Genomic DNA, 16297 nt, shown 5'->3' on the forward strand with positions numbered 1-16297 from the left:
CAATCGAACTCGGAGATAGCTGGTTCTCCCCGAAATAGCTTTAGGGCTAGCCTCGGAAAACAGAGTCGTGGAGGTAGAGCACTGATTGGGTGCGGGGCCCGCAAGGGTTACCAAGCTCAGTCAAACTCCGAATGCCATAGACTTACTTCCGGGAGTCAGACAGTGAGTGCTAAGATCCATTGTCAAAAGGGAAACAGCCCAGACCATCAGCTAAGGTCCCCAAGTGTGTGTTAAGTGGGAAAGGATGTGGAGTTGCACAGACAACCAGGATGTTGGCTTAGAAGCAGCCATCATTGAAAGAGTGCGTAATAGCTCACTGGTCGAGTGACTCTGCGCCGAAAATGTAACGGGGCTAAACACACCACCGAAGCTATGGCTTGATGCTTGCATCAGGGGTAGGGGAGCGTTGTATAAGGGTTGAAGGTGTACCGTAAGGAGCGCTGGACATTATACAAGTGAGAATGCCGGTATGAGTAACGAAAAGATCAGTGAGAATCTGATCCGCCGAAAGCCTAAGGGTTCCTGAGGAAGGCTCGTCCGCTCAGGGTAAGTCGGGACCTAAGGCGAGGCCGAAAGGCGTAGTCGAAGGACAACAGGTCGAAATTCCTGTACCACCGTAAATCGTTACGAGCGATGGGGGGACGCAGTAGGGTAGTGACGCAGACTGATGGATGTCTGTCCAAGCAGTAAGGCTGATGTGTAGGCAAATCCGCACATCATAAGGCTGAGCTGTGATGGGGAGTGAAAATTACAGTAGCGAAGGTCATGATCTCACACTGCCAAGAAAAGCCTCTAGCCAGATGAAGGTGCCCGTACCGCAAACCGACACAGGTAGGCGAGAAGAGAATTCTAAGGCGCGCGGAAGAACTCTCGTTAAGGAACTCGGCAAAATGACCCCGTAACTTCGGGAGAAGGGGTGCCCCGGTAGTGTGAATAGCACGAGGGGGCCGCAGTGAAAAGGCCCAAGCGACTGTTTAGCAAAAACACAGGTCTGTGCGAAGCCGTAAGGCGAAGTATACGGGCTGACGCCTGCCCGGTGCTGGAAGGTTAAGGGGAGTGGTTAGGGATTAGTCCCGAAGCTGTGAACCGAAGCCCCAGTAAACGGCGGCCGTAACTATAACGGTCCTAAGGTAGCGAAATTCCTTGTCAGGTAAATTCTGACCCGCACGAATGGCGTAACGACTTGGGCGCTGTCTCAACGAGAGATCCGGTGAAATTTTAATACCTGTGAAGATGCAGGTTACCCGCGACAAGACGGAAAGACCCCATGGAGCTTTACTGCAGCTTGATATTGAATTTGGGTACGATCTGTACAGGATAGGTGGGAGCCTTTGAAGCATGAGCGCCAGCTTGTGTGGAGGCACCGTTGGGATACCACCCTGATCGTATCTAGGTTCTAACCTGGTGCCCTTAGCGGGTACGGGGACAGTGTCAGGTGGGCAGTTTGACTGGGGCGGTCGCCTCCTAAAGAGTAACGGAGGCGCCCAAAGGTTCCCTCAGAATGGTTGGAAATCATTCGAAGAGTGCAAAGGCATAAGGGAGCTTGACTGCGAGACCTACAAGTCGAGCAGGGACGAAAGTCGGGCTTAGTGATCCGGTGGTACCGCATGGAAGGGCCATCGCTCAACGGATAAAAGCTACCCTGGGGATAACAGGCTTATCTCCCCCAAGAGTCCACATCGACGGGGAGGTTTGGCACCTCGATGTCGGCTCATCGCATCCTGGGGCTGAAGTAGGTCCCAAGGGTTGGGCTGTTCGCCCATTAAAGCGGTACGCGAGCTGGGTTCAGAACGTCGTGAGACAGTTCGGTCCCTATCTGTCGTGGGCGTAGGAAATTTGAGAGGAGCTGTCCTTAGTACGAGAGGACCGGGATGGACGTACCGCTGGTGTACCAGTTGTTTCGCCAGGAGCACCGCTGGGTAGCTATGTACGGACGGGATAAGCGCTGAAAGCATCTAAGCGTGAAGCCCCCCTCAAGATGAGATTTCCCAGTATGTAAGACCCCTTGAAGACGACGAGGTAGATAGGCTGGGGGTGGAAGTGCAGCAATGCATGGAGCTGACCAGTACTAATCGGTCGAGGGCTTATCCAATAGCAGGTTTTAGTCGCGTAAGTTTCGTTTCGAATCTAGTTTTCAGAGAACAACACTCTGAATGACATGAAAATCGGTACATCCCTTAAGGTGTGGTTGGTTTTCAGTTTCAACTGAATGGAAAGAAGTACAACTTCGATCCAATCGCGTTTGGTGGCGATAGCGGAGGGGTTCCACACGTACCCATCCCGAACACGACCGTTAAGCCCTCTAGCGCCGATGGTACTTGGACCGCAGGGTCCTGGGAGAGTAGGACGCCGCCAAGCGAACTCTTTCATCATACATAGAAAACAGGCTCTGCATGTGGACGTTGTACGATGAATTGCATTTGCTCAGCAAATGCATATTATTCCCTGATAGCTCAGTTGGTAGAGCACTCGACTGTTAATCGAGTTGTCACAGGTTCGAGTCCTGTTCGGGGAGCCATTTGCTCTCATAGCTCAGTAGGTAGAGTGCATCCATGGTAAGGATGAGGTCACCGGTTCGATCCCGGTTGAGAGCTCTGCAAATGGGGCCCGTTGGTCAAGGGGTTAAGACACCTCCCTTTCACGGAGGTAACAGGGGTTCGAATCCCCTACGGGTCATAGTTATTTTAATAACTAAAGAAATGGGATGAGAATCCCAAAGATGGAGGCTTAGCTCAGCTGGGAGAGCATCTGCCTTACAAGCAGAGGGTCGGGGGTTCGATCCCCTCAGCCTCCACCATCTTATTATTGGGGATTAGCCAAGCGGTAAGGCAACGGACTTTGACTCCGTCATGCATAGGTTCAAATCCTATATCCCCAGCCATTTTATATGAGCCATTAGCTCAGTTGGTAGAGCACCTGACTTTTAATCAGGGTGTCGAAGGTTCGAGTCCTTCATGGCTCACTTGTTATATATGCGCGTGTGGCGGAATTGGCAGACGCACTAGACTTAGGATCTAGCGTCTTTGACGTGGGGGTTCAAGTCCCTCCACGCGCATCCTTTATTATGCGGAAGTGGCTCAGCGGTAGAGCATCGCCTTGCCAAGGCGAGGGTCGCGGGTTCGATTCCCGTCTTCCGCTCCAATATTTGCGCCCTTAGCTCAGCTGGATAGAGCGTTTGACTACGAATCAAAAGGCCGGGAGTTCGAATCTCTCAGGGCGCGCCATTATTTCTATTCATATCGGGATGTAGCTCAGCTTGGTAGAGCACCTGGTTTGGGACCAGGGGGTCGCATGTTCAAATCGTGTCATCCCGATATTTGTTTATGCGGGTGTAGTTCAATGGTAGAACTTTAGCCTTCCAAGCTAATAGCGTGGGTTCGATTCCCATCACCCGCTTACTGATCAAAGTCTCTGCTGTAGAAGCAGAGACTTTTTTGTTTGGGAACATGAAATGCAGAACAGATATGAATGCGGGCCAGGAGGCGATCTAAGGAACGTATCGCCTCATATGTATTCCAAGAGCCAAGATCTTCGTGCGAAGCAGCACAGAAGGTCTTGGCTCTTTTAGGTTTGCTTTACGCTAATGGTCAGCAGTACTCTGACAGCAGCGGAGGTTTTTTTTACAACGGAACCAATGAATTAACGCTCGTGATGATCAGTTACTCTTTTACGCATGCCGGCCAATCCCAGCAATCCCAGCAAACCAAGCCATCCCCAGTCCATGCCCCGGTCACGATCTGTTGTGGCAGCGTTCGTACGTACATTGTTTGTCCGGTAATCTCCGTTGCTGCGGTAGTCACCGTTCGTACGATAGTTACCATCCATGTTCATGTTCATATTGCTGTTTGTACGATCCATATAGCCGCTGTTCTGATACGATTGAACACGTGAACCATTGGCATCAGTTCCTTTAGCCATGTGGCCTTCAGCACCTGCGGAACCAGCCATTGCGGCAACCAGAAGTACTGAAGCAATCATTGTTGTGGTCTTTTTCATGATGTGAACTCCTCCTTTTTTTTGTACGAACTATCAAGTAATCTGCCCAAATACATAAGAACATTATGTAGTGGGAGGAGTGTTAACTTATGGGCAAGGCTATATACAAATTGATACCAAGATACATAAGAAAACAGTTGAAAGCAGACGGTAACAGGTAGAAAATAAAAATTTCATCTTTAATTTATTACGTCACTGTGGTAAAGTATACAAAAGCTTGCTTTGCCGGTCATGTTTCTTTGGAACCCTCTGTTATCAATGAATGGTAAAACTGGATATCAGGTGATTTGTGCGCGTACATCTAGACCTATGTAGAAGAACTGTATAATTATAAGTTTTTTAGAATAGGTATGAGTATTTTTGAATATCAAAAGTACGTGAAAAAGGTATCATGCTACAGCATATGACCATTCATTGAAGCAGAATAAGAAAATGAATAAAAAAGCGTGTTTTTGTGCTGTAAATCGGGGATAATCCCCATTTTTTCTAGTAGAAAAATGAAGATTTTCGTACCATTTTATTGTATGATGTTATGAAGGTGTCAAATTTACGTGTACGAATGGAACGATCAGATGGGAGGATAAGCATGACTGAAACTATGGTAACCGCCAGCAAAAGCCAATCCAACAACCTGCTTCGGCGAGACGTGCGGTTCCTGGGCAATATACTCGGAGAAGTTCTTGTCCATCAAGGCGGCACGGAGCTTCTAGATATCGTTGAGAAGATTCGAGAAACGAGCAAATCATTGCGTGCAGAGTTTTTGCCGGAACTGTATGAAGAGTTCAAAAAGATGATCCAGGAATTAGACTCGGACAATCGTCATCAGGTTATTCGGGCTTTCGCTATTTATTTTCAATTAGTTAATATTGCTGAACAAAACCATCGGATCCGGCGTAAACGGGACTATGAGCGTTCTGCAGGAGATACTGTGCAGCCAGGTTCGATTGAAAAGGCAGTACAGGATTTGAAGGAACGTGGACTGTCTCATACCGAGGTAGAAGAGATTCTGGATGATTTATCACTGGAACTCGTCATGACAGCTCACCCGACGGAGGCGATGCGCCGGGTTATTCTGGATATCCACAAACGGATCTCAGAAGATGTCATGCTGCTCGATAATCCTACGCTGACGTTGCGTGAACGTGAACAGCTGCGCGAGAAACTGCTGAATGAGGTTATCACTCTTTGGCAGACGGATGAACTCCGCGATCGCAAACCGACTGTGCTCGATGAAGTGCGGAACGGGATGTACTACTTTCATGAAACGTTGTTCCACGTACTTCCGGATGTATACCAGGAGCTGGAACGCTGCCTGAATAAATTTTATCCAGACCATGACTGGCATGTGCCGACGTATTTGCGTTTCGGTTCCTGGATTGGTGGAGACCGGGATGGAAATCCATCGGTAACTTCAGATGTAACATGGAAAACACTGCTTATGCAGCGCAAGCTCGCTTTGCGTGAGTACCAGCGGATTATGATTGAGCTTATGGGTCACTTGAGCTTCAGCACCAATATCATTCACATCTCGGATGAACTGGCGCAGTCAATTGAGCAGGACCGCAGCTGTGTTACTTTGAAAAAAGTGGACATTTGGCGTAATGAGAAAGAGCCGTATCGCATCAAACTGGCTTACATGATCGCCAAGCTGAATAATGTTCTTGACGAGAACAAGGTGAGTCAGCCTGACCGATACCAGAACGCTCAAGACTTAATTGATGATTTGTTAATTATCGACCGAAGCCTGCGCCACCATTTTGCTGACTATGTAGCGGATACCACCGTTCGCAAAATGATTCGTCAGGTTGAACTATTCGGTTTCCATACGGCAGCTCTGGATGTGCGTCAGCACAGCAAAGAGCATGAAAGTGCGATGTCGGAAATTTTGGCCAAAATGAACATCGTAGAAGATTACGCACGCCTGACAGAAGACGGTAAAATTGATCTGCTTGCTCGCTTGCTGGATGACCCAAGGCCGCTTACATCGCCTTACCATCAATATACGGAAGGAACCAGAGAGTGTCTGGATGTGTTCCGTACCATCAAACGTGCACAGAATGAATTTGGCACAGGCTGCATCACGAGTTATCTGATTAGTATGACCCAAGGAGCAAGTGACCTGCTTGAAGTCATGGTGTTTGCCAAAGAAGTTGGTTTGTTCTCCAAGGGAGCAAACGGTGAAGTCATTTCTACACTGCAGGCTGTTCCATTGTTTGAGACGATTGATGACCTTCATGCGGCATCCGAGATTATGCAGCGGTTGTTTAACCTGCCTGTGTACCGTGCAAGCGTGAGAGGACGTAATGAGCTTCACGAAATTATGCTCGGTTACTCTGACAGCAATAAAGATGGCGGCGTAGTCACTGCGAACTGGGAACTGCGAGTAGCGATGAACGCAATTACGGCTGTCGGTGACGAGCATGGTGTGAAGTTGAAGTTCTTCCACGGACGCGGAGGAGCCCTTGGACGCGGAGGCATGCCGCTGAACCGCAGTATCCTTGCCCAACCGCCGCATACCATTGGTGGCGGAATCAAGATCACAGAACAAGGCGAGGTTATTTCATCCCGTTATTCTCTTCAGGGGATTGCATACCGCAGTCTGGAGCAGGCTACTTCAGCGTTGATTACAGCTGCTTTGAATGGTCTGGAGCCGCAAGAGTCAGCATCAGAGCAGGCATGGGATGAGATTATCAAAGACATTTCGGAAGTGTCACTGACAAAATATCAGGATCTCATTTTCCGTGACCCGGACTTCTTCACGTTCTTTAAAGAGTCTACTCCGCTTCCAGAAGTAGGCGAACTCAACATTGGTTCACGTCCATCCAAACGGAAGGGCAGTGACAAGTTTGAAGATTTGCGTGCAATTCCTTGGGTATTTGCCTGGACCCAAAGCCGTTACTTGCTTCCGGCATGGTATGCGGCAGGTACGGGTCTGCAAAGTTACTATCAGGGTAAAGAGGAAAACCTTAACGTCCTGAAAGACATGTATGCTAACTTCCCGTTTTTCCGCACGCTGATTGATACGGTGCAGATGGCGATTGCCAAAGCAGATCTCGTGATTGCCAAAGAGTATTCGGCCATGACTTCGAATAAGGAAGCTCGGGATCGGATCTTTGGTCAGATCGAAACAGAGTTTAAACTTACAAAAGAGTTGATTTTGAAAATTACAGGCGAAGCCGAGATTCTGGATGATGTACCTGTTATTCAGGAGTCCATTCGTTTGCGTAATCCGTATGTTGACCCATTATCCTACATGCAGGTGCAGCTCCTGAGTGAACTGCGTGATATGCGTGAACGTGGGGATGATGATACGGAACTGCTCCGGGAAGTACTGCTGACCATCAATGGTATCGCTGCAGGATTGCGTAATACAGGCTGATGTCTGTTCCGGTAATCATTCATATAATGAATGGTTAATGTAATAAATAACAATCCATCTCTCCTTTAAGAAGGCGGGATTAGACGGGACTCCTTCGGGAGTTCCCGTTTTTACTGTTTTTGGAGCATATTTGTCATACAGTCTTGATTTTTGACCAAAGTTGATTTACGATTTGATTGGTGAATTACAAGTGTGGACGGGTATTAGAAGACGGAAGACCCATCAGCATGTCTGGGGGAATTAGGGTGGACAATTTGGAGAACAGGCTGGTAAAGCTGGTGCTTAAGGGTGACCAGAGAGCCTTTGCAGAAATCGTTGAACTATACAAGGACAAGCTGTTTCATTTGGCATACCGGATGCTGAGCAATCGTCACGAAGCAGAAGACGTTGTTCAGGAGACGTTTTTGCGTGTGTTTCGAAATATGGAGAAGTATGATCCGAATCAGAAGTTCTCGACTTGGATCTATCGGATTGCAACAAATTTATGTATTGACAGGCTTCGCAGGAAGAAACCTTCTTACTCATTGGATGCCGAGTTGAATGATCAGGAAGGATCAGACGGATATGCCATGCTTCCCAGTGATGATCGAACACCGGAGTCCGAAGCACTGCTCTCCGAAACACAGACCCTCATTCGTGAGGCAATCGACAGCTTACCCGCTAAGTACAAGTCTGTTATGGTTCTAAGATACCTGCAGGACTTGTCATTACAAGAAATTAGTGATGTCACAGGGATGCCCGTAACAACGATCAAGACACGAGTGCATCGGGGCCGTGACTTTTTGCGTAAAAAATTGGAATACAAGTTATAATTTCAGATTCACCGAATTTTGGGCAAAATTATTTGAAACATATCTGAAACGGATGCGTATGTAATGTATGCAAGTCTTATGCGTGCTTTTTACAGGCGCAGGGACTAAGTGTCTAAGGAAAGGATTGGCTCTCATATGGATTGCAACTCGGCCGTCTCTTTAATGCATGAATGTTTGGATGAGTCGTTGTCCCCGGAACAGAAGGTTGAACTGAAAAGCCATTTATTGATCTGTCCGGATTGTCGCATGCGCTTTAAAGAGTTGGAACAGACGGAAATGCTGCTCTTTGCCATGAAACATTATTCACCGTCTGCCTCGGATGAGCTGACCAATCGAATTATGAATGCTCTGCCACAGCCCAAGAGACAGCAAATATGGCTCAAATGGGTCAAAGGACATCCCGCGATGACGGCGGCAGCCTTCTTTTTGGTCGTGATGCTCTTTAGCGCCTTCAATTTCTGGAATCAGAACAACGAAATGGTGGTTAAGGGGAACAGTCTGGATCAGCTCGTGATTCAAGGCAGCACGGTTATTGTCCCGGAAGGTAAGTCAGTTGCTGGCGATCTTACGATAGAGAATGGAACCGCTCAGGTGTACGGTGATGTGAATGGTAATCTGACGGTCATCGACGGACAACTGTTTCAAGCCTCCACAGCTCACGTGTCAGGTCAAGTGAAAAGCATTGATCAGGCGCTGGACTGGTTCTGGTACAAAATAACCAATATGGTAAATGAAGTGGCATACCGTTAAGACAAGGGATCAACTTCAATAGGTATATACCAAGCAGGGTACCTCCGAATTGCGTGGGGTACTCTTTTTTTATTGTTCAAATGTCAGAAAAAGTGGGAAAAGTAAGCTTATATTCAGTTTGTGACCGGAGTAACTTGCAACCTGAACGGTAACGTTATAACCTAGATAGTAAAGAGAACATACTACATATAGATAAGCATTAGATAAATGCGAAGAAGGGATTATGTAAAATCCCGAATGGTTAATATGAGATCAGTGTTTACTCATCAATGGGGATAGCGGGGGCTGGCTTATGAATTATTTTGCTGACTTAACGTGGAAAGAGTCCATTAAGGACGTTATCGATATATTGATCGTTACCTATATTATGTACAAACTGATTTTGCTTGTGCGTGGTACACGTGCGGTTCAGCTTCTGAAAGGGATTTTGTTCCTTGTATTGATCTGGGCACTAAGCACATGGTTAAATCTATATACCCTTAAATGGTTGATGAACCAGATGTTTACGTTTGGGGTCGTTGCAGTGTTTATCATTTTCCAACCAGAACTTCGACGTGGTCTGGAGCAATTGGGCCGGGGTAAGTTATTTGGCCGCTCGGCCGCTGCAAGTGATGAAGAATTAACGGTGTTAATTGGTGAGATTATTAAGTCTGTTAATTATTTGTCCCGGCGTAAAATCGGTGCTCTGGTGGTTTTTGAACGTGAAACAGGTCTGAATGACTACACCGAATCAGGAATCAAAATGCAATCGCTTGTCAGTTCGGAACTGATGATTAACATCTTTATTCCAAATACACCACTTCATGATGGCGCAGTAATTATCCAAGGAAAACAAATATCTGCAGCTGCCTGTTATCTGCCATTATCCGAGAATCCGTTTATCAGCAAGGAATTGGGAACACGTCATCGTGCGGCAATCGGAATTACTGAGGTGGCCGATGCAATCTGTCTGATTGTTTCGGAGGAGACAGGACAAGTTTCTCTGGCGATGAACGGACAGGTGGTCCGTGATATTAAGGAAGAGTCGCTGATAGCCAAACTGTATGAGGAATTGCGCCCAACCTCCAATCTGAGCAAAAAGAATGCATGGTCAACCTTCTGGAAACAGAAGGGAGGACGTAACAATGGATAAATGGTTTAACAATAACAACTTTGCCAAAATACTTGCACTGGCGGTAAGTCTGCTTCTCTGGTTCATGATTCATCTGGATGAAGTACCTACAACTCCAACCATTACAACGGGGATATCCAGTAAAATTGTGGAACGGAATGTTCCTGTTCAGCCCTACGGGCTGGATAGTAACGCGTATGTTCTTACATCTCTCAGCACAGATGAAGTGCGGCTGGAGATCAAAGGGCAGCGTTCAATGCTGACTTCCATTTTCACAAATGACGATTATAAAGTGCTGGTTGATTTGAGCCAGGTAAAGGAGGGTTCAAACACGCTGCCGCTTGTGCCTGATTTACCTTCCGGGGTTGAAGTTGTCAGCATGGAACCTTCCATGGTAACGGTGAATGTAGAAAAATTGGGCACCAAATCATTTAATGTGAATATTGTACCCGAAGGAGAGCCTTCCGCTGGATATCGTGCTGGAAAGCCTGTGGTTGAGCCCTTGGCTCCGGTTAAGGTAACTCTGCCGGAAGGGCAGCTTGAAGCTGTAGCGAAGGTTCAGGGTAGTGTAAGCATAAAAGATGCGAAGGAAGACGTGATTCAGAAAAAAGTGAAACTTCAGGCATATGATGCCGAGGGCAAAGTGATTGAAAATGCGGCTATAACACCACAGACAGTCGAAGTCCGTGTTCCGGTCAATCAGCCCTATACAAAAGTGCCCTTGAGGATCAAATATTCAGGACAGCTGCCCGATGGTCTGGTACTCTCTTCGGTCGAGCCGAGCGTGAAAGAAGTCTCGATTTATGGGAGTGAGGAATCACTTGCGGGTATACAGTCCTATGACCAGGCTGCGCTTGATCTTACACAGTTCACTCAGTCCGGCACTACAACAGTTAACGTGGACTTGACGCCGCCTTCGGGTTCTGAGAAAATCGAGCCTAGTTCGATTCAGATCAAAGTCACGGTGTCGCCTTACGATGAGGTCGAGACAACCACGAAAGTTTTTCCCAACGTACCGATTCTTCTGAGCGGATTGGGAAATGGGCTTGAAAGTGAGCTGGTTACTCCCAAAAGCGGGGGCCTGAACATTACACTAACGGGATCACAAAGCATGCTTGAAGGTTTAAGTGGGGATGACATCAAGCTTACGGGAAATCTTCAAGGCCTTGGTGAAGGTACACATGAGATTGAACTGGAAGCTGCTTTACCCCGGTTTGCGAAGCTGGATGGGGCGTCCACTGATTTAAGTGCGACGGTCAAGATCAGCGAAAAGGCCAAAGATGCAGCTGTGCCTCCAGAGCAAAACTCCAGTGAGGATAATCAAACAGGACCAGATCCATCGCCGGCAGAAGTTGAAAACGGACAGCCAAACACGGATCCTGTGGAAGAGCAAGATGAATCGAATACGGAGCATCAGGATCAAAGCCAGCAGGGAAGTGCAGCAGTGAACCGTGGTAGTGTAAACAGCAATGAGAATAACAGCAGTAACGGTGGTAAATCGGGTTCAAATCCGTAAGATGTCATTTTATTTCAATTTCTAAAAATGTATTGATGCGCTCATATAAGATGCAAATAGAAGGAGTTAGATCATGGGTAAATATTTTGGTACAGATGGTGTCAGAGGGGTTGCCAATAAAGAGTTGACGGCGGAGCTGGCATACAGCATCGGACGGTGCGGCGGATATGTGCTTGCAGGCGGTGTAGAAAGACCGAAGGTAGTCATTGGTATGGATACACGGATTTCTGGACTGATGCTGGAATCAGCACTGGTTGCAGGACTTCTGTCTATCGGTGCGGATGTCATTCGTTTAGGTGTTGTTTCTACTCCAGGTGTGGCTTACATTACTCGTCTGCTTAAAGCTGATGCGGGTGTAATGATCTCGGCTTCCCACAACCCTGTGGAGGATAACGGGATCAAATTTTTCGGTGGAGATGGTTTCAAGCTGTCGGATGAAACAGAAAACCGGATCGAAGAGCTGATGGATGCGGAAAAAGATGAGCTGCCGCGCCCGGTTGGTGCAGGTCTTGGAACTGTGACGATGGATGAAGAATCCCGTTACCGTTATTTGGATTACCTGAAAACAACCGTATCCGAATCGTTCTCCGGTCTCAAAATTGTACTCGATTGTGCTAATGGTGCAGCCTATGAGCTGGCACCAAAATTGTTTAGTGAGCTTGGTGCTGAAGTCATTGCTATTGGCTCGGAACCGAATGGTCTGAACATTAACGAAAAGTGTGGTTCGACTCATCCGGAGCACTTGAAGCAAGAGGTGCTGAAGCATAAAGCAGACCTTGGTCTTGCTTTTGACGGGGATGCGGATCGTCTGATTGCCATTGATGAAACAGGTGCCGAAGTGGATGGCGACTTTATTCTGTGCATTTGCGGAGACGCGATGAATCGGGCAGGCAAATTGAAAGACAGCACAGTGGTATCAACCGTAATGAGCAACATCGGTTTTTACAAAGCAACAGAGAAGCTCGCGCTGAAAACGGCCAAAACAGCTGTAGGGGATCGCTACGTGATGGAGGAAATGCGACGTGGCGGATATAATCTGGGCGGTGAGCAGTCTGGTCATGTTATTTTCCTGGACTACAATACAACAGGAGACGGCATGCTGACGGCTATTCAACTCGTAGATACGCTCAAGGCTTCGGGTAAAAAGCTTAGTGACCTGAAAGCGATCATGACACAGTATCCACAAGTGCTGGTTAATGTTCGTGTGGAAGATAAGAGTAAATATGAGGGTAACACTGCAATCGGTGAAGCTATTGCTGCGGTAGAAGCACAGCTGGGAGATAATGGTCGTGTGTTGGTTCGTGCATCAGGTACAGAGTCACTGATCCGAGTTATGGCCGAAGGTCCTGATAAACATGAGCTTGAGCAGTTTGTATCCCAGATTGCAGATGTTGTGCAAAAAGAACTGATCTAGTTTGCTTGAAAAGCCTGCTGTTATGCAGTCTGAGTGTTCGTTTTCACAAGATTGTTTTATAAGCATATGGGTATACAGAGGCTGATGAGTTTCCAAATACTAACGTTTGATTATTGTTCCTGCGTCCTGATTAGATAAGACCATGGGTCTGATTATCTGGTCAGGAGCGTGGGTAAATGTGCTGAAATTGTTACAGGTACTTTGCTCCATTGCAAAATGAACTTAAGGTGCATATAATGAGTGGAGTCGTCATTCAGACACAGAAAGTGAGGATTGTAAGGTTACAGTTACACAAGCGCCAGAGCTTGAAATTGCGCGGGACGCATGTTGATGAGTATCTCTTTTGGAAAAGGAAGAGGACATACTCAACATGGACGGCAATCAAGCTGACGAGGTGGAGGTGTTCGGATTGTTCGGCGGGGACCTCCCGGTGATGCATCAGAGCCGTAAACCGGATTGCGGAAAATGGATGGGTGACTGTCCACACAACGCGCCGGTAGGTGCAGGAGATAAGACAAAATTAAAATGAATGTGCGTGAAGAGCGTAAACAGTGCGCGGACGGGAAAATGATGTACATTCATGATTGCATTCGTAATAGAGCATGAACACAGCGGGACGGCAGCAGGCCGTTCTGATCGTTGATAATTGAATAGGAAATGATATTCATGATACGGTTAAGCAATCTATCATTTTCCAATACGTCCACCTCTGCCTGTTTCTCTTCCTGTCACAGTATTCATATACAAACGGAGGAAATAAACTATGTGCGGTATTGTTGGATATATTGGTAATAAGAACACTCAATCGGTATTGGTTGAAGGATTGAAAAAACTCGAGTATCGTGGTTATGATTCTGCGGGTATTGCGGTATTTACACCGCAAGGTCTGCAAATTACGAAAGCTCTCGGACGTTTGGCAAACCTGGAAGCAAAGCTTGATGGTGCTCCGCTGGTAGGTAATGCCGGAATTGGACACACACGTTGGGCTACCCATGGTAAACCATCGGACGAGAATTCACATCCACATACGGATGGAAGCCAGAAGTTCTCCGTTGTGCATAACGGGATTATTGAGAACTATTTGGAGCTGAAGGATGAGCTGATCTCCCAAGGTCACACGTTTACTTCCGAGACAGATACCGAAGTCATTTCTCACCTGGTTGCACGTGAATACAATGGTGACATTGTTAAAACTGTGCAAAAAGTGATCACGCTGCTGCGCGGCGCATTCGCGCTGGGTGTATTGACAGAGCATGAGCCTGAGAAACTCGTTGCTGTGCGTCAAGCGAGCCCATTGATTATTGGTGTTGGTGAAGGTGAGAACTTCATTGGTTCTGATATCCCGGCAATTCTGGAACATACACGTAATGTGTACATTCTGAATGATGGTGAAATGGCTGTATTGACACATGATGCTGTCGAATTGATGACGATTGAGGGCAATTTTATTTCTCGGGAAATGATTCGTGTCGATTGGGATGCAGTAACCGCGGAAAAAGGCGGATTTGAGCACTTTATGCTGAAAGAGATTCATGAGCAGCCAAAAGCATATCGTGATACAATGCTGGGTCGTATCGACAATGAAGGCAAAAAAGTACAGCTTCCTGAGCTCAAAATGACGGAAGAGCAAATTAAAAATATTCGTAACATTCAGATTATTGCATGTGGTACGGCATACCATGCAGGTCTGGTTGGACGTACAGTGATTGAGCAATTGGTGCGTATTCCGGTAGAAACAGATGTGGCTTCCGAGTATCGATACCGCTCGCCAATCGTAAATAAGGATACACTTGTAATTGTAGTGAGCCAATCCGGTGAAACCGCAGATACACTGGCAGCGCTGCGTGAAGCTCAATCTAACGGTGCACATGTACTGGCGATTACAAATGTTGTGGGCAGCTCGATTGCTCGTGATGCAGACGATGTGATTGCTACATTGGCTGGTCCTGAGATCGCCGTGGCTTCCACTAAGGCATACACTTCCCAGTTGATCGCGTTCAACCTGCTTGGTCTGTACCTTGCACAAGTACGTGGTACGCAAACTCAGGAAGAGATTGCACACACATTGGCAGCGATGCAAGCCCTGCCTGAGCAGGTGGAATCGATGCTGAAGCAAGCAGATGCGATCAAAGGATATGCAGAGCAAATCTCTAAACATCAACATCTTTTCTTCATTGGTCGTGGTCTGGATTACGCGGTAGCCCAAGAAGGATCGTTAAAACTGAAAGAGATCTCTTATATTCACTCGGAGGCTTATGCTGCAGGTGAATTGAAACACGGTACACTAGCGTTGATCGAAGACGGTATTCCTGTTATTGCTCTGGCGACTCAGGAGAACGTTCTGGAGAAAACGGTAAGCAATATCAAAGAAGTGAAAGCTCGCGGCGCAGACGTACTGGCGATTACGTACGAAGAGCACGTAGCACCTTTGTTGAAGTCTGTAGACCAAGCGTTTGCTATTCCTAAGACGCTGCCGCTTCTGAGCCCAGCTCTATCTGTTGTTGCTTTGCAATTGCTGGCATATTACGCTTCCCTGGCTCTGGGTCATGATGTAGATAAACCACGTAACCTGGCGAAAAGTGTAACGGTTGAGTAAAGGCAGTTTAACGTTCTAGTAAACGTTTTGTGGAAACAGAATGGTGATCTCGGTATGAAAAAGCCGTAAAGCAGTCAATAAATATTGTAAACTTAATATAAGTGAATGATGATCAGCATCTAAAAAGGAGCCCGAGGGATTGACTCGCGGCTCCTTTTTGGTGAGGATACCATCATGTTGAGGACGCAGCCAGGCAAGAAAGTGGGGCGTCCTTTTTGTTGATTTAATGGGCTGATTCGCTTATAGATTGTACAGAAGCGTAAGATCAATATTATATGGGGTTTATTGTTAATTTTTTGTAAAGCGCAAGGATTTACAGCATGAACAGAGAATGTAAGTAAATAAATACCATATATGACAAAGGAAATTCTTATCTTCAACACCTCCGAATCCTTCGATTGTGACAAACCTTTCCCAATATAACTTCTCCTTTCGTTATAATAAGGCGAATTATTAACACTTTATGTTGAGTTGACCTAATTTAACCAAAAATTTACTATACATTCTTTGGAAATTTGATATAATTCTACCTAGGTCGACCTTCCAAATATGATAAAAAATAGTATTGGTGGGTTTTTATACATACCCAAGCTGTGTGCGAGAGACCAGTCCACTGGCTGTCCAGCAAGCTGGCATGCAAGGACCGACAATGGTGAAAAATGACAGCTGAGAAGTTACTGCTCGATGACGTTAGAAGGTTAAGTAATTGAAGCTAACCTTATT

Annotated in this window: 9 protein-coding genes, 11 tRNA genes and 2 rRNA genes (1 of these 22 running past the window's edge); 21 read left to right on the forward strand and 1 reads right to left on the reverse strand. The window is 46.7% G+C overall.

Annotation, left to right across the window (positions count from 1 at the left end; genetic code table 11):
• The 13 genes from ABXS70_RS00430 to ABXS70_RS00490 form a co-directional block, all read left to right on the forward strand.
• Positions 1 to 2092, forward strand: a 23S ribosomal RNA gene (locus ABXS70_RS00430) (it extends 835 nt beyond the left edge of the window).
• Between the two features lie 149 nt (positions 2093 to 2241).
• Positions 2242 to 2358 (forward strand): 5S ribosomal RNA (rrf, locus tag ABXS70_RS00435).
• Between the two features lie 84 nt (positions 2359 to 2442).
• A tRNA-Asn gene (locus tag ABXS70_RS00440) sits at positions 2443 to 2518 on the forward strand.
• A 3-nt stretch (positions 2519 to 2521) separates the two neighbouring features.
• Positions 2522 to 2594 (forward strand) — tRNA-Thr (locus ABXS70_RS00445).
• A 10-nt stretch (positions 2595 to 2604) separates the two neighbouring features.
• A tRNA-Glu gene (locus tag ABXS70_RS00450) sits at positions 2605 to 2676 on the forward strand.
• A 45-nt stretch (positions 2677 to 2721) separates the two neighbouring features.
• Positions 2722 to 2797 (forward strand) — tRNA-Val (locus ABXS70_RS00455).
• 9 nt (positions 2798 to 2806) lie between these two features.
• Positions 2807 to 2881 (forward strand) — tRNA-Gln (locus ABXS70_RS00460).
• Positions 2882 to 2889: 8 nt separating this feature from the next.
• Positions 2890 to 2962 (forward strand) — tRNA-Lys (locus ABXS70_RS00465).
• 12 nt (positions 2963 to 2974) lie between these two features.
• A tRNA-Leu gene (locus ABXS70_RS00470) sits at positions 2975 to 3055 on the forward strand.
• An 11-nt stretch (positions 3056 to 3066) separates the two neighbouring features.
• Positions 3067 to 3141 (forward strand) — tRNA-Gly (locus tag ABXS70_RS00475).
• A 6-nt stretch (positions 3142 to 3147) separates the two neighbouring features.
• Positions 3148 to 3224: transfer RNA gene (locus tag ABXS70_RS00480), tRNA-Arg, on the forward strand.
• 16 nt (positions 3225 to 3240) lie between these two features.
• Positions 3241 to 3314, forward strand: a tRNA-Pro gene (locus ABXS70_RS00485).
• An 11-nt stretch (positions 3315 to 3325) separates the two neighbouring features.
• Positions 3326 to 3396, forward strand: a tRNA-Gly gene (locus tag ABXS70_RS00490).
• A 243-nt stretch (positions 3397 to 3639) separates the two neighbouring features.
• Here ABXS70_RS00490 and ABXS70_RS00495 read toward each other — a convergent pair.
• Complete coding sequence (locus ABXS70_RS00495; RefSeq protein WP_342552950.1) at positions 3640 to 3996, reverse strand: WGxxGxxG family protein; 357 nt, start codon at positions 3994 to 3996, stop codon at positions 3640 to 3642.
• Positions 3997 to 4582: 586 nt separating this feature from the next.
• On the opposite strand from ABXS70_RS00495, the gene ppc reads away from it, so the two are divergent.
• From ppc to glmS, 8 genes are all read left to right on the forward strand, one after another.
• Positions 4583 to 7375, forward strand: coding sequence for a phosphoenolpyruvate carboxylase (gene ppc / locus ABXS70_RS00500; protein WP_342552949.1), 2793 nt, complete (start codon positions 4583 to 4585; stop codon positions 7373 to 7375).
• A gap of 245 nt (positions 7376 to 7620) precedes the next feature.
• Positions 7621 to 8187: an RNA polymerase sigma factor SigW gene (gene sigW / locus ABXS70_RS00505; RefSeq protein WP_090924356.1), complete on the forward strand. Its 567-nt coding sequence runs from the start codon at positions 7621 to 7623 to the stop codon at positions 8185 to 8187.
• 135 nt (positions 8188 to 8322) lie between these two features.
• Entirely contained in the window at positions 8323 to 8937 is a 615-nt protein-coding gene (locus ABXS70_RS00510) for a zf-HC2 domain-containing protein (RefSeq protein ID WP_342552948.1), read from the forward strand.
• Between the two features lie 292 nt (positions 8938 to 9229).
• The gene (gene cdaA, locus ABXS70_RS00515; RefSeq protein ID WP_366293161.1) at positions 9230 to 10069 is read left to right on the forward strand and encodes a diadenylate cyclase CdaA; all 840 of its coding nucleotides are present in this window, start codon (positions 9230 to 9232) and stop codon (positions 10067 to 10069) included.
• Positions 10062 to 11564: a CdaR family protein gene (locus tag ABXS70_RS00520; protein WP_342552946.1), complete on the forward strand. Its 1503-nt coding sequence runs from the start codon at positions 10062 to 10064 to the stop codon at positions 11562 to 11564. The genes cdaA and ABXS70_RS00520 overlap by 8 nt, the downstream gene beginning before the upstream one ends.
• Positions 11565 to 11637: 73 nt before the next feature.
• Entirely contained in the window at positions 11638 to 12978 is a 1341-nt protein-coding gene (gene glmM / locus ABXS70_RS00525; RefSeq protein WP_342552945.1) for a phosphoglucosamine mutase, read from the forward strand.
• Positions 12979 to 13348: 370 nt separating this feature from the next.
• On the forward strand, positions 13349 to 13507 hold the full coding sequence (locus ABXS70_RS00530) for a hypothetical protein (RefSeq protein ID WP_342552944.1): 159 nt from the start codon (positions 13349 to 13351) through the stop codon (positions 13505 to 13507).
• 234 nt (positions 13508 to 13741) lie between these two features.
• Positions 13742 to 15574 carry a glutamine--fructose-6-phosphate transaminase (isomerizing) gene (gene glmS / locus ABXS70_RS00535; RefSeq protein ID WP_342552943.1) on the forward strand — a complete coding sequence of 611 codons (1833 nt, stop codon included), beginning with the start codon at positions 13742 to 13744 and terminating at the stop codon, positions 15572 to 15574.
• Positions 15575 to 16297 lie beyond the last annotated feature (723 nt).

This window comes from Paenibacillus sp. AN1007, from assembly GCF_040702995.1.
Taxonomy (GTDB): Bacteria; Bacillota; Bacilli; order Paenibacillales; family Paenibacillaceae; genus Paenibacillus.

Coding starts and splice junctions, on each gene's coding strand:
- ABXS70_RS00495 (WP_342552950.1), bottom strand. CDS start 3,996: ATGAAAAAGACCACAACAATGATTGCTTCAGTACTTCTGGTTGCCGCA.
- ppc (WP_342552949.1), top strand. CDS start 4,583: ATGACTGAAACTATGGTAACCGCCAGCAAAAGCCAATCCAACAACCTG.
- ABXS70_RS00510 (WP_342552948.1), top strand. CDS start 8,323: ATGGATTGCAACTCGGCCGTCTCTTTAATGCATGAATGTTTGGATGAG.
- cdaA (WP_366293161.1), top strand. CDS start 9,230: ATGAATTATTTTGCTGACTTAACGTGGAAAGAGTCCATTAAGGACGTT.
- ABXS70_RS00520 (WP_342552946.1), top strand. CDS start 10,062: ATGGATAAATGGTTTAACAATAACAACTTTGCCAAAATACTTGCACTG.
- glmM (WP_342552945.1), top strand. CDS start 11,638: ATGGGTAAATATTTTGGTACAGATGGTGTCAGAGGGGTTGCCAATAAA.
- ABXS70_RS00530 (WP_342552944.1), top strand. CDS start 13,349: ATGGACGGCAATCAAGCTGACGAGGTGGAGGTGTTCGGATTGTTCGGC.
- glmS (WP_342552943.1), top strand. CDS start 13,742: ATGTGCGGTATTGTTGGATATATTGGTAATAAGAACACTCAATCGGTA.